This window comes from Pseudomonas sp. LBUM1663, from assembly GCF_059695905.1.
Genome location: NZ_CP166792.1, coordinates 5,135,123 through 5,150,985 on the forward strand (window position 1 = coordinate 5,135,123; position 15,863 = coordinate 5,150,985).

Here is a 15,863-nt window from a genome sequence, read left to right on the forward strand (position 1 = left end):
ACAACGTCCCCCCGTTTACTTGATACCCTCTTATGCCTATTCCAAGACCGTCAGGTTAACGGACGTTTTTGAAGTAGAGTTCAGATTCCTCAATTCGGCCTCGAATGCTATGTCGCCGACCTCTTTGCCATGGTATTCAAACTTGATCCAACCCGTATTGCCGCTGTAAGTTGACGACAAAGGCTCACCATTGGCAGTCCAGTGGACCCTGCGCCCTACCTGCGGGGTCAGAGTGAGTATGCTCCTGACTAGTACCGAAATAACCGAGGTCTGCCCTACCCGGATAACGAAGGGTAAGGCATAGATACCTGATAATGCCGAGTCAACCGGACGATTGACCGTAATCTTCTCTGTCTTCGAACCAGGCAATGCGGAATACAGGGAAGCCACCAATTCATATTCACCAACACCGGGCGTTTCCACTGTAACTGAGGCGACACCCGCGTCATCGGAAACAGAGTCAAGCAAGGATACTCCCGCAAAACGCCACTTGATCGGGATACCCTTCAAAGGCAGGCCTGTTAATGCGTTGGTTATCGTGACCCAAGCATTTACTTCATGCCCGGGATAGGTACTGGTTCTGTCACAGGAGAGTGCCCCCATAACTGCTGCTTGTTCATACACAAGCGGTACCGAATCCCAGCCGCCCTCACCACCTTCCACGGTCGCCCACAATACAGTCGTACTCTGAGCATCAAAGCTATTAATCAACCATGCAAACCCATCCGAATTTGTAAACGAATGCGGCAGGGGTTGATTATCGTACTCCCACATCACTTTTACATTTTCCAGTGGCAAACCGGTACGACTGGAAATCACCTTCGCCCGAATGCGGGTTTGCGTCGCCCGATCACTTGCCTGTTCGCTGTCGTCAACCTCAATGAGCTCAATGATCTTCCGCGGCTCATTGAGCATGTAGGTCAGGGTTATCGTGTCCGAATACAGCTCATCCCCCACCGTCGCTGTCAGCTCACTCACTCCGGGTATGGTGGGAACAAAACGAATCTCTGCCACACCGTAATAATTGGTTTTTGAAGTCACAACCCCAAGATCCGGGCTGCGCCAGGTGACGGTCCATCCCACCATTGGCTTGCCACTAATCACCGACACCACCGTGACCTGTCCGACAAATGCCTGGCCCCAGTCCAGTGTCTGGGAAGCGCTGCTGTTGCGGCTGATTTTCAGCACCTGCGAGCCCTCCCCCACGGACATCGCGTTCGCTGGCGACAAGCTCGCCAGCCGCTCGGACGACAGGCGCAATGCGAAACTACCGTCCTTCAGATCGCCCACCCTGAACAGGTATTGCAACCCCACGTTGTAAAACGGTCGTCGCACCCCGAGCCCTGCCGATAAAAAGCTGATATCCAATTCACCAGGTCCGGTTCCTGTCATTCCCAGCGTCAAGTCATGACCAAACAATGGGCTGTTGTCCGAAGCCTCCAAATCGATCGAGTGTTCACCCTTGCGACGTGGGAAGCAGGTTTTCTGGCCCCACTCCTGAAACGCCTGTTTGTCAAAACTGACCCTCAGCCCCTTCCAGGGGTCCTCAGCCAGCGCAAGGACCGTCATGTCCCGTTGCTCTTGATAACCGTCGTACGGACTCTCCACCGTTGCCTTCACCGAATGCTCCTGATCAGCATTTTCCGGCGCAAAAGCATATCCGGACCAGCCATCCTCATCGCTTGGCACCACGCTTGAGCCCATCCATGTCACCGGCACCTCACTCACAGCCTGCCCGGTAAAGCGGGAGAACACCTGAACCCACAGCCGGGCAGGTTTTTGCCCGACAACCGGATCCACGGCCGATTCTCGCAACGTCTCAATCCTGACTTTGTTATGCGCCAGCGTCATCGGCGTCACGGTGGCGACAAAATTGAGCTGTGGGAGTGCCAGCCTCAGGGCAAATTCCCCCTTTTGTCCGCTGCGCGTACAGTCCAATTCCCAGTGCGTGTCCCCGTCGCTGATGGGCTGCGTAACACCCGAGGCGGGTTCGATGGTTACGCCCAGTTCATCTGCTGGAGTTCCCGACCATGTCAGCGATGCCTTCAATCCCACCAGCGGGCTCAGCGCATTGGGCAATACGTTGAAGCGGTGCAGTGCACCCAGGCATGGATAGAGCGCCTGGCCGTCAAGCGCAGCCTTCACCTGATCGAGCAAGAGACTCAATTCTTCTTTCGGGTCCACAGATATCAATCGCCCAAAAAGCTCTCGAACAATCCGTTCACCCTCCAGGTGCAGCTCCAGATCGAACAGACTGCTGATGCTGGTATCCGCCACTGAAACAAGCGTCCACTCCACGCCGCCTGCCACTAGCGTTTTGGTGACCCCAAGGTCAGCGGGCACCAGTCCGATATCCGGCGCAGCACCTCGCCAATGCAAACTGATATTTGCGCCAACCCATCCACTGCCAGCGATGGGCACGACCTTCAAGGTATGGGTCTGACCACGTCGACAGAGCAGTCCAATCTCGACACGATCAACTTCCTCCTCATCAAGCAGGATCTTGACCTCCCTCTTCCAGGGGTTGGCCGCCACCGCCCCCACATTAAAGTCCCGCTCAACTGCAACGGCGTCCAGATGGGCGCGGACGCTGGCAGTGACGACGTACGGCATGACGTGTCTTGGCGTAAACAGAAAGCTGGCCCAGCCACCGGCTCCCGAACGGGTCGAGCTCGTTGCCTCAACGACCCCGTCATGCTCCCACTTAGCCACCCAGTCAACCAGTGCACCAACGACCGGATCACCCGTCCCGCCGTTAACGTCGTGCACGACCTGAGCCCGCAACAACACACTTTCGTTTTCATCAATCTCTGGGTTCTTGTTGGCTTCACGCACCTCACCGATCTTGACCAGATTACGCGCCAGCAACATGCGTTTCTTCGGTGAAGGCAGCAACAATTTCGAACAGACCAGCGACAGCCAGAACTGACCGTCCAGGTGATCCTCACTCGTCAGCGTCCAGGGAAGCTCGAAGCCATTGGCCGGCACCGGCAACGGATACCCGAGCGCCGGATAGACGACAACACCCAGTTGTTCAGGGGTATCACCGCTCCAATGCATCGCAAGATGCGTCCCCAACAACGGGCTGGTATCAGGCAGTTTGACAATGACGGGGTAATCAGAACCCCGATTGGGGTAGCCGTTTTTTTCTTCCCAACGCGTTGCAACACCCTCGACGACCGCTGAGAGGTCCCTCCACGGATCCGTGGCCAATACCCGGACTGCAAACGTTTGAGTGAAGATGCCACTGGGGTAGTACAGGCTCTCGACCGACGCTTCGATCTCGACATCACCCGCTTGCGTCGGTTGGAAATCGAAGTACGCCCAGCCTTCTTCATTGGTATCGGTTGTACCCAGTATCGGTTGACCGGCAACCGTCCAGGTCACTGGCCTCCCAGTGACCGGTAACGACGTGTAAAACGACGTCACCTGAACCCCCAACCGCACTCCCTGGCCGAATTCAAGCACCGGGTAATAAGCCGCCTCAAGCACTTCACGGAACATCAATCGATGATGCCCGAGCGAGACGCTGATCGGGTAAGGGGCTGCGGTGTACTGGTTATGCACGATCAATGTAAGGAGGCGGGGTTCGTCAATGTCCATCCACGGGCAAGTGATCTGCCATTCACGCTCAAGCGACTGATTGACGCCCCATTCCGGCGTCGCAAGAATCGCGTCATCCGGGTTGTTTTCGCTGACCAGCGCAGCGCCGGTGCCCTGCCAGACGTTGTCGACCATGGGCTCGAGCTTCACCGTGTGGGAGCCGTTGACGCACAGGTGCAACGGCCCGCTTGGTGTGACGTCAAAGGTGTCGAACATCAGCGTTTGCAACTTCAGAGGCCCCAGCTGCAAGGCGAGTTTGATCCGGAAGATGCAGATCTGCGATGAATAATCCGACGGTTCGTTCTTGGGGCTGAATATGCCGAGGATAATCACGTCATCTTTTTTTAACGGTAGCTCCAGTTTTTCTTCATACATTCGAGGGAAGAGCTCCAGCGGCTGTCCGCTGGCCAGACGCGCCTGATCTTCTTCCTGATGACGTGCATTGCCCGGTTCAAGTCTGATCGTCTGTACTTCGTCCGACCCCTTGATGCTGATCTGCACCCATCCCGCTTCGGCATGTCGTGTCTCGCACAGGAAGCTCAGGACATAGTGCGCATCGACTTCAGGGTCGTAGTCTTTGGGAATGATGATCTCCTGACTGACCGACGCCTCATGCCCGGCCGCCAGAAAACGGGTGTACTCGCGCTCGTAGAACTCGCGCTGTGTGTTGAGCCAACCCCCGACCGGTTTTCTTTTCCAATGCTCGGGCCACTCGGTGAAATCCCCATTGAGAACCAGATTCTCGTCGGCCTGAATGTCAGGTTCACGCATGGTCGCCTACCCCTTTGTCCTGTTGGTTTTGCCGGGAGATTATTTCCACGGTCACCATGTCTTCCACTTTGCGCGTGAAGGTCGGCTCGCCGACTTTGGCGGTGTAACGAATACGCACGATGATGTCGGTCAGAGACAGCAGCATCGACCGCTGCGGCTCTTTGCCGGCCCAGGGGAAATTCAACATCCAGCGAGAGACCACCCCGGTATTTTCGAAAGGGTTGAGCAAACCTTCATCGGGCTTCATCGCGACCATGCCGTTATCGGCGATGCCCATCGACAGGGCTATCTGCTGACCACTGCGCAGGTTGACCTGCACATCGGCCGGGGCCACAGCGCCGTCAGGGTTATGCAGGTACTTCACCGACTGGGCGGTTGGCTTGGTCGCGATCATGCCGCTGATCTGGAGCAACGTGGCCTTGGCATCCTGGTAAGGCTCGGTCAGCGCCGGCAGATCGACCTCGACCAGACTGATCTGCCGGCAGTAGTGCCCCGGATGATCCTGATCGAAGAGCAATTGGGTGAGTTTGAACTCCAGCGATCCGCTGTCACGCAGTTGCAGCAATGCAGACTCCCAGCTCTCTATTCCGATCTGCGGATCGATCGTGTCTTCAAACAGCTGACGCAAAGAGATGGTTTTAACCAGCTCCAGCCGCCGCTCATGGCGTTGCAGGTATTCGCGTTCCATCCGCAGTAAATGCCCATGCAGGTGCTCGCCTGCCGTCAGGCCGTGACGGCTGTCCAGCCACACCTGAGGCAAGGCAATCCGCGACTCGTAATCGCCGGTTTCAGCACTGAGCGAGTCCTGGGCGCTGAGGCACAGGCTGACCACCGCATCGTAAGCCTGTTTATGCAACGCCTTGAGCTGTCCCAACATCCAGCCGTACAGTTCGGCATTGGTCGCACGTTTTTTGAGGAAGTTGTAAATCGCCAACGCCTGACTGTTGGCCCTGAGGGTTTGCTCCAGGCTAGTGCGGGCCGCCAGTACCGCATGTTCCTGCGCGGCGATCTGGTCATCGATCGCCCGAACCTCTGCCTGTGCCTGATTGCGCTGCAGTTCCCATTCGGCGCGGCGGCGGCGGTAGGCTTCGGTGGTGGCTTGTTTGTCCGCATCGATTTGCAGTATCGAGGCGGCAATGTCCAATCCATAGCAAACCGCATCGACCAGTGCATCGAGGCGGTAGCCACCGTTCGCCAGCCCAAACATGTTGGGCAAAGCGGCCAAGGCGGCCCCGACGGGCTTAATGGCTGAAGAGGTCAGCCCAAAAATTTTTGACTGTTGCAGGTTATCCATCACCTGGTATTCAATCGCCGACACGTTTTCCTCATAGAGTCGCGAATACGCCAGAGCCCGCTCCTCTGCCACCGTCCGGCTGCTTGACAGCGCGGTCACATTCGCGACCAACTGGTCAATGGTCTGTCGTTGCAGGGTCTCGGCATAGGCCCCCAGGTTGACCAAATGGTCTTGCTGCATTTCCTCCTGATCCGCCCGATCCCGTCGATCCAGCAAGTTCAGCACCTGATTGGCGTACTCCTGCAAGGTCTGCACGGCACGTAATGCCGCCTCGAATGTAACGCGCCAACGAAAAGCGCCCACCACCAGCCTTCCCCCCATGGGTCTCGGCCCGGCAACGCCACCGTCGGCGAGATCGCGCAGCAGCTGATTGGGGTCTGTCGGCGGGCTGAAAAGTGGGACATACAGCGGCGTGCCCTCGATGGTGAGGTTGTTGCGCAGGTTGAACAGGCGCTGGTCGGGCCGTGCAAACAGATCGAGCAGTTGCTGGTTGATCGGCACTTTGAAAGGTCCGTTCGCCAATAGCCCCATGTGGGGTGCGGTATCGCAGGCGGCGGGAAAATCCGCCAGGCTGACATTGAGCTCTTTTTCAAATAGCTCCAGCGCCGGGCGCGAACGGCTGCTAGCTAAAAGCGTCTTGACCTTCGCTGTTTCCCAACTGCTCACGGTACGCACCAAAGGCGCCTTGCCCATCAGAAACCTGGCCTGGACGTAGCACAACTTTGCCGCCACCAGGCTGTCCCGGGTCAGTTGACGGTAATACCAGTCGCCCCACGCCATGAGGTTATTGACGTACTCCGTAAACACCAGAATCTGAAAATGCACTGGGGCTGCATAGCCGATGGCATCCGGATCGGTCGAGTTCACGGCTTCAGCGCCAGGGCTACCGCGGGTCGCCAATGGCCGGCAGCGCCAGTACAGCGGTTTTGGATTCTCCGCCGCGGGCTCATCAGCAATGGCTTGCGGATCAAACAGGTATCGCAGCCAGTTCTGCGCTTGCGCAAAACGGTTTTCATCACGCAAGCGTGTGGCCACCAGGTGCGGCAGGTGAAAAAACAGCTCCCAGAAAAACAACCCGTTGGCACCGTCGAATGCACCGTTCGGCTCATTGAACGGTACAGAGGTGGGAGGTGGCTCCACCAGGAACTGTGTGGCCCAGTCCAGTACGGCATCGACGGAAATGTTGGAAAGTTGTACGAGTTCGGGACCGAACAGCGAGTTCAGGCGACAGTATTTCAGCGCCAGATCCGTCTGGTTGAGTTTGAGAAACTGCGCGGCATCGAGGGTGTTTTTAAGCAGCTCCGGTGGGGTGAAGTGCGGCAGGTTGGCGATCGTTATTGTAAAGTTTTTGCGCCCGTATTTAGACTCGACAGTACCACCAAAAGAAAAGACAGGCGCCGAACTCCATGCGCCTCTCGGCCGTTTAAAGGTTAGCCAATCAGTACTCCAGTCACCCCCAATCGGAAATGCTTGTTCAATCGGTCCAGAATCTCCGCCGGATGGGTCGTTCAACTCCAATTTCAGAAAAACCGTGTCGCCTGAGTAATACCACGGCGTTTGCTTGCAAAAGCCCTGGACGAGAAGCACATCTTCGTTACCAACAGGGAACACAAAGGCCCGTAGCCCCAGATAAGCGATCATGCTGCCCGTATAATCTTCAGTCACAACCATTGGCGGTCGACTGACCAACGCATGCTGCACCGTCAAGGGGGTAGCAAATCGCACCGTCGCCTGCTCCAGCCAGCCGCCGTCATCATCGGCCACGGAACGCAACAGCACATCGCGCACCACCGATACTTTCAGGGCGTCTTCTCCGGTCTTGCCGTTAATCAACATCACGCCCAGATTGCCCTTGGGGTATTGCTCAGTGACCATCACCGTTGTAATCAGCCGTGCGCCCGCGGAGACGTCGCGAACGTGCGGCGAAGCATGCAGATTCAGCGGCGCCGACCACTGGCCGTTTTGCGCCATGAAGGCCAGCTTGATGTTGAGTTGGTGAGGTAAAACAACTTCATTCGATTTATCGACCGACTGTTTGCGCCACTCAGCCCACACCACGCACAACCGCCCGTTCCAGAACACCGGACGGATATCCAATACCTTCTCATCGGTGGGAATTTCAATCGACCGCCATTCACTCCACGCCGCCGGATTGATCGCGGTTTCGGTGGTGCCGAGTTCAACTTCTGCCTTGCGCCAGAAGTACTGACGTGGCTCGGTCCGCGAGCAGCCAACATAGTAGTAATCCGCCAACGCGGGGGTGGGCGAGCGCAACGCATCCCCTCGGTAGCCACCCATATAGGCGCTGAGCACGTCCAGGTCGCAGGTCTGCTCGAACGTGTGCAGATAGCTCTGCAGCGCCTTTTGAACGGAGTCGGTGTTCAGACTGCTCTGGTTCAGGTCGTTTTCGAGGTTTTTGAACAGACTGGTCTTGCGCTGGCGCACAAAGGGGTTGATGAAGATTTCCGGGTAGTACGAGATGAATTGCACCGCCGCCCAGTCCGGGTAATTACTGTAGAGCTCCCAGGTCTCCAGGTCCGGCTTGCTGAATGGGTGCGTTGCGTAACCGGGTTCCAGTTTTTGATACGCCGCATGAATGTACTGCTGCGCACAACTGATCGCTTCAGCGACCCAGGAGTTCTGCACCGGGTAGCTGTCCAGCGGATCCATGCGCAGCAGTTCGAAGAGGTCTTCCGGTGTTTTCACAAAGGCGTAAGACTTATCTCCTGTTTTGTTGACTTGCCCGATGGAGTAATCCATCAACGCAGCGCGACGCTTTTCCAGCAGGTGACCGGTGATAGTCGATGCCATGATCCTTTCTCCTTGGCTAATCGGGGACACACATCAGCAAGCGATACCGTTACGCTGGGTATCCGTCGCCTTCGAAATTAATGGGGTCGAAATCGCTCTGACTCTCGCTGGTATCACCCAGGACTGAGATGACGAACTTGCCGCCGGTCGGGCTGTGGACAAACACTCGCGTGAGTCCGTCCTGGTTGGTAAACGCCTGAGCGGGCCGGATAACGACTGTCGCGCTCACCGGTCCATCCTTGCGTTCAAAAGTCCACCGCACAAGCTTGTCTATTCCAAGGTTGTTATAACGATCCATCAGCACAGCGAAGAGTTCGACTTCGTGACCGGGTTTCACGGGGCCCGACGGGATCGTGGACATGAGGGATGGCGGGAAGGACAGGGTCACGGGGTCGGACGTGACTTCAATGCTGGGGGCATACTGCGCGTCGAACAGATCCAGCCAGAACAGCGGCGTTTCCTTGCCCAACTTTTCGCCTGGGAAAAACTCCGCGATAAGCGTTCCATCTATCTCGGTCGCTTTTGTTGCAATGCTGCCCAGCGTGGTGTGCCAGTAAACGTTGACCCCCTTCAGGGCGGCCCCTGCCCCGTCCTTGAGCGTCACTTTGAATGTGATTTTTTCACCCGGTTTATTGGCCACCGCGTAAGCATTGCCGTTCACTTCGCACTTGATGTCGACGAGTTGCTTCAGATCGCTGGAGGCTTGAACAAGAGGCTCCCGCGCTTCGGACAGGCTCAGCAAGGCGCGCTCGGCGGCCGTGGCATAGGCCTGTTTTGCAGCCGGCGTATCAACGGACTCAGGCACATTGCCGATCAGGAAAATCGTCAAGGCATCCATACCGCTGTGCGTCGACATCACGCGGATGCGCATCAACAGGTCCAGCTGTGTCAGGTTTTTCAGCACCTTGAGTGTCGGATCAATGCGACTGACACACTCGCGCACTTCCTGAACGCTCCAGCCAAAAAACTCGGCCAGTTTGATGGATGAAGCCTGCTGGGCCAGGGCCAACGCATCACCCGCCACCGTCGGCAGAGCGTTGACCTCGCGCAGGTAGTCGAGCAGTTTTTGCGCCGGTTGCTCGCTCAGCTCAAACGCCCGGGTGAGCGCAGTGAGGTAGTAGAGCGTTGTCACCGTAAACAGGTGTTTGTCATCCTGATCGATCCAGGCTTTGTGACCGTAATCCAGATAGTCCTGCAGCAGGACGGCACTCAGGTTCAGTTGGGCCACCACCGCACTGCGACGGCGCACATCGGCCAGCAACGTGAGCAACGGATCAACCCCTTCGATGCGCCTGCGCCCCGGTTCTTCTGACCCGGCGTCGGTCCGGTCCCATACCTGACGCAGCAGTGAATAAATCGTCGCATTGGCCCAGGCAAGCACCCGTATGGCTTGTTCTGCGTCGACACCGGCGTACACCGCCAGGCATTCCTTGGCCACCGACACCTGGGCTTCCCGGGCCTGCATGAGTACGTCGAACATATTTTCAACAATGGCCACGCGCAATGCGTCATCCATGTCACCCAGGCCATCCATGACGGCTTGTTCAATTCTCAGTCGAGCAAAGGTTGGGTAGTCAGACTCTGTCCCGGTCGGTGCCAACACCAGACCCTGCGCATCGGCCAGGCTCCCCAACAGACTGAGCCAATCGGCTCCCGGCAGTGGCGGCACCCCGGCCATCAACAACCCGGCATTGGTAAACAGTGCCGCCGGCAGCAGGTTGCTGACTTGCTCGAACAGTTGCTGTTCTGGTTCCGAGGCGACACCGGGGCGCGGTTCAGACACCTGCTGCAGCATCCACAGCACCGGCAGATCACGATCCCGGCACCAGCCCACGCAGGAATGCAGGGCGTAGATCAGGCTCAGCGCATCCGGCGTGCCGCCTGTGGTTGTGTTGATTTGCGGGAGCCCTGCCAACCCCTTGACCCAGGCATCCCCGCCCAGCAGCGTCAACATCAACACGCCTTCTACCGGTGTGATGTCCAGCATTCGCGCCAGCTTCACCAGACGGTAAAAGCTTGAAACGATCGCCACGTTGCGCTTGAGTGTTGTTGGCAGGCTGTGCGCCTTGGCAATGGCCAGGGCCAAATAGTGATAAGTCTGCAGATCAATGCCCAAACCGCTGCACAGTTGGCTGACCGTCAAATCAGTCGCCCCCTCTGCCGGCAACAGAGGGAAATCCTGGTTATCGAGCTTCAAAGGCTGGCGATAATTACCTTGGCTATTGAAGACCTGGTCGAATTGCGACAGCGCCTCCCCGCGACCGTAGATCGACAGCTCATCGATAAACACGGCGAAGTCTTGCGCAGTACAGCCGTAGCGCTCGCGTAATGATTGGAAAAGCCCCAATGCATGCACGACGTTGTCAGAGACCCACCACTCGTCTGCTTTCGCACCGCCGCGCACCTCAGCCCTGATGGCAGCAGCCAGCAAGGCATCAACCTGGTCGCTGGGCAGTCCCAGCCACTTGTCCAGACGCACTTTGCGGTTCATTCGGTCGTATCGGGCAAGCCCCTCGGGGGTTGCGGGGTTCTCTGACAATCGATGAAGGTAACCAGAACCGCTTCCGCTACCCGTAATACTGACAGCCGGCGATGTACGTGCATTGAGGTAAACCGAACCGGAACGTTCACTTTCCGAGCCTGCAGGCGTAGCCGGAACGTAGGTCACATTGGCTGAGCGCACAGGCAAGAAACTGCGAATGGATAGCAACGCCTCGACTCCTGGCGTGTCGAGTACTGTCCGCTCACCGAAGAACGGCACCTGATTCAGGTTCTGCCATTCCAGTTCTCCGGCACCGAAATTAGCCAAGTAAAAAGCGTCCCGCACTGCCTCTGCCGGACTCGGCTCCGTCAATAGCTTGCGCTGATAAGGCCCCAGCCGCGACGCATGGGCCAGCGCGCGGCCAGCATCGGCATCCCAGGCCCCGGTTCGCAGAAAATAGGGGTAATCCAAGTCAACGATGTGTGCAAAATTGGCCACCGACAGACCATGGTGCTGCGCGATGGCATCCAGGGTGACCCAATGCTGGTAATAAGGCAGCCCGTTCGGGTAGCGCGCCTCAATCAACGCATCTTCAAGCTTCGTCTCCGGCTCATGGTGGGTGATGAAGGCTTCCAGCACAGAAACGATGATATCGACCGCGGACACCGATTTGTGCACCGCGTTGAAGTCAACAGACAGCTCGTTCAGGTCGGTGCGTCGATCATGCAGAGGGTATTTTTCCGCCTTCACGCCATGGACTTCGATACGGTCGCGGATCCAGCGCAGCAATTCGATCAGATACGCCACCGCCGATGCATTCGACTCCAGAGCATCCGGTGGACAAAGCGAGTCAAAGGGGGTGTTGAATAACCGCTCATAGGTGGGTCCCGGGACGAACGACAACAACCCGCTTGATGGCCCTGACGCGGCCTTTTCACTGCCCGTCAGCAAGTGCTCGATATACTGGCGACGCACATAGGTGGCCATGCTGTTGGCCCGGCGCATAAACTGCCGCGCGACGTCCGGGGTGACCCCATAGCCCCTGACCAGACCGTCAAGCCCCTTCTCCACCAAAGGAAAGATGGAACCCCCCGCTTCGAAGTATTTACGCAGCTCGGGGCATTGCGCGCGCGGCTCTTCATCAAACACCTGATCGAGCATTTGCAAGGCGGGGAGATTGGGTGAGTCAGCCATGGGTCATGGTTCCTTGAGTCGATAGCAGCCCGTAACAGCCTGACGAACCCGTCAGGCTGTACGTTTGGTGAAATGAATTTGGCGCTGATGCACAGCCTTCGTCTACTGTCAGAAATGACAGTTTTTACGACCATTCATCGGGACTTTTATGTTCAGATCCGCTAGACGTCGCAGGCACGACTTCGAAGCGCTCGCTCTCGACCCAGTCGGAAGCGACTTCCGCGCTGTCCGTGATGGTTTGCTTGAACCGGCACCATTGGCCACCAAGGGGTAGCTGTTGCATGGCCATGCCCTGCCACCCCCCCGCGACGGGGATATTGACGGCCCATTTCTGGTCGGGGTTAAACCAGCTCACCACCTCTCCGACCCCCTGCGCGCCCTGGCCTTTGAACCCGATCGGGTGATTGACCCAACTCCCCGCTGCCGGCAACTCGATGGTGGGCAAATACGTCACCAACACCACCGGTCGCGCGGCGGAATCTGCGGAATCGAACCCGTCGCTCGAAGCCACGGCCACCACACCGTAGCGGCCACCGGGCTGATCGAATTCCACCGACACCGACCACGTGCGATCGTCCAGCACCGGACTTTGTCCCAACACCGTCAGCGCCGGGCTGACCAGCTTCACCGTTACCGTGTCCCCCGGCACGCCGAAGCCCGAAACCACCGTCTGCCGACCGATGTGTTCGTCGGTTGCCGGGGTTTCGATGCTCGGCGCCGCCGGCACAACGTTGTAGGTCAATCGCGGGCTGTCTTTTGACTGCAGCCCTTCAACCGTCTGCCGAGCCCAAATGGTTTTACGCCCCACCGGCAAGGTCACCTCGGCGTACCAACGGCCATCGGTGCCCACCGCAACGTTATTGAGTAGAGGCTCAGGGACGCCCTCCTGCCAGACATCGACCGTGGCGCCTGGCGTGGCCAGGCCCTCCAGCATCGAGGTTCGGGGCAGATTCTGGTCTGCTTCCGGCACCGTAATGACTGGCGGCACGACCACGACTTCAAACGTGCGCATCTCACTGCGCAACGACTCTCGCCCATCGAGGGTCTGTTGAGCGTCGATGGTGTACTCACGAAATTTGAGGGCAGTGAGGTTGATCGACCATTGACCATCGACCGCCAGCTCTTTGGGTTCACCCAGCGCGCCACCGAATCGGGCATCGCGCAGCTGCATCGTGGCCCCCTTCAGACCGCTCCCCCCCCGGACAGTGATGTCGCGGTCGACTTCTGCGCTGGGGACGGGCTCGGTGATGACCGGTTGAGGGATGAGCGCTTCGATCAGGAAGGTTTCGGAGGCGGCCGGCGATTTCTGCCCGGCGGCGGTCTGGGTCACCGTGACGGTATGGGTGATGTCCGGTTCAAAGGGTGTGTCGCGTTGAAAGGTCCAGCTTGCCTGGGTCACCTGGGCAGGGAATGTCGTATCGCTGTCGCTGAACGTGAGCTCGACCAGCGCATTCGGCCAGCAGGTGCCCGAGACGACGGCGAAGAAACCCTCCACGTCTACCGGGCTGATTTCCGGGGCCAACGGTGGGATGCTGACACTCAGCACGAGCCAGCTCGGCGACTCCTGACCATTCAGATATTGCCGGATATGCACTTCGCGATTGAGCGTCGGGCCCCACACGGCTGAAGCCTTGCTCGACCATTGGCCGTTGGCAACCAGCGCATCGGGGGCGGCCGTGGAGTCGCCGCCGGGGTTGGCAATCCTGATCGTAGCGCCGGTGTGGCCTTCGCCTAAAAAGGTCGGCTGGTAGTCCAACGTGTATTTCACGTTGCTTGGATTTTCCAGTTTCCGGTCAACAGTGAACGTATAGGGGTGCGACTCAACCCAGCCATTGGCGTTATCGGAGACTTTCTGAATCGCCCTCAGCGTGTAGACGCCCATCGTCCAGCCCGTTGCCGTCGTTTCCCACTGGCCATCGGGTTTCACCAACACAGAGGGCGGCGCCGTTCCGCCCGGGCCGCTGACCAGGGTGAATTGGACCGTAGCGCCGATGTGGCCCGCGCCTGAAAACGTAACCGTGGTGTCGGATGAACTCTCGACGTCGACATTAATTAATGCGGGGGGGCGGACTTTGAATGACCGTGGCCCACTGATGCTATTCGGCTGACCGTTAACCGTTTTGGCCACAATGGTAAATGGGCCAGGAGGGACGGGATTGACACGGGTGGTCATCGTCCAGCGCCCATCTTGTAACACCCGACCTTCACCGACTTTAAAGGTATGATTCAGATCCGCGACCACCTCGATAATTGAGTTTGGCTCGCCTCCATAACCGGACACACCCGCGTCTGAATCGACTGTCACCCCGTTGGCGGGTTGGTCGATAACAATGCTTATCAGCTCAAAATTAACTGCATCCCAATGGATCCCTGGGTCATAACGAACGGCGAGTTGAAAAGACCCCAGATTGATTCCACTTAAATCAATCTCTTTGCTCCAATTCCCATAAAAATCCGACTCTGCTGTTCCAAAATAAGTACCTCCCCCACCTGACATAATTACAACGTTGGAATAAGACTTCCTGCCTGTTCCCACGACTGTAATTTTTCCGCGATAAACCCGATCATTCTCACTTGGGTATTTAAACTTCGGAGCGATGATTACCTGTAGCGGGGCGGATTCTGCCCAAACCGAATAAGTCTCGCTGACAAATTTTCTTGATTTAAACGCCTGGTGACAGGTAATCCAGATATCGCCTGCATTTAAACCTTGGGGAGTGACTGACCAACTGCCATCCGGGCGAACAACACCACTGCCAAAATAAGTTCCTACGTCGGCTTGATGCAAATCAATCGTTGCACCGGGAGTACCATTACTCCCTTCTATTGGCGCCGTGAGATAGGTGATGCTCTTGGTCAAAACAACAGGCTTGGACAGCACCACAACGCGTAGAACTTTACTCGGCACAAACCAATCACCATTGACCCAACTCCAGATAACGAGTTCATGCACCCCGCCTGCCAGTCCGTTAGTGAGCGTCAATGTGGCCCACCCATTGCCATCTGTTTTTGTTTCTGCGGACAGCGACGCGAGCGTTTTGGCATCAAGAATTTTGACATTGAAACCTGCATTGGCGCTCACCGTAAAACTCTGCCTACCCTCAATTCTAATCCCTTGCGCCACATGAAAAGATGGCGCTCCAATCTGATTGACCTCCCCATATCCCAGCGGAGCTTGTGCGATAGCCGTGGGATCCGAAGTGAGCAATGCTTCAACAACAACATTTTCTGAAGTTTCATCCAATTGGCCTAGCGCCACCTTCATTGATCTAATATCGACCAATACCATATTGCTGGCCATCCACCATTCATCATGGCCATTCCACAAAAAAACATATAGACCATACTCTCCTGGCGGCAACACTCCGGTGACTAGCGTGAAGTGTCCAGCCCCCCCCATTTTCCCTTCAGGACTGTTATAACTTTGTTCGTGCGCCTCCACAATTCTGACATAACAATCGGCATGCCCTCCTCCCGTGACTGTTACCGTTGCGCCACCACTGACATAGTTAAGAGTGGCGCCAGTTATGTTCGGCCTCGTCCATAAAACTCCAGACTCGGAGAAGGGGACAACCTCTGTTTTCTCATCATTATCTTGCGCCATGATTGCTGTCGCCCCTAATGTTCTGCCGTAGACCGTGAGAGCCTTTCTACTTCGCGAACAGGGACGCTGCCTACCTGTAAAATCTGACAGTTCCGATGAACGGC

Annotated in this window: 4 protein-coding genes; all 4 read right to left on the reverse strand. The window is 57.2% G+C overall.

Going from position 1 to position 15,863, the window contains the following annotated elements:
• Positions 1-36 precede the first annotated feature (36 nt).
• A complete protein-coding gene (locus ACA075_RS23605) occupies positions 37-4,374 on the reverse strand; it encodes an Ig-like domain-containing protein (protein WP_497295672.1) in 4,338 nt (1,445 codons plus the stop codon).
• Positions 4,367-8,479 carry a Tc toxin subunit A-related protein gene (locus ACA075_RS23610; RefSeq protein ID WP_497295673.1) on the reverse strand — a complete coding sequence of 1,371 codons (4,113 nt, stop codon included), beginning with the start codon at positions 8,477-8,479 and terminating at the stop codon, positions 4,367-4,369. Before ACA075_RS23610 ends, ACA075_RS23605 begins: the two co-directional genes overlap by 8 nt.
• Before the next feature lie 49 nt (positions 8,480-8,528).
• Positions 8,529-12,155, reverse strand: a complete 3,627-nt coding sequence (locus ACA075_RS23615) for a Tc toxin subunit A (RefSeq protein WP_497295675.1) — start codon at positions 12,153-12,155, stop codon at positions 8,529-8,531.
• 124 nt (positions 12,156-12,279) lie between these two features.
• On the reverse strand, positions 12,280-15,759 hold the full coding sequence (locus ACA075_RS23620) for an Ig-like domain-containing protein (RefSeq protein WP_497295677.1): 3,480 nt from the start codon (positions 15,757-15,759) through the stop codon (positions 12,280-12,282).
• Positions 15,760-15,863: the final 104 nt, after the last annotated feature.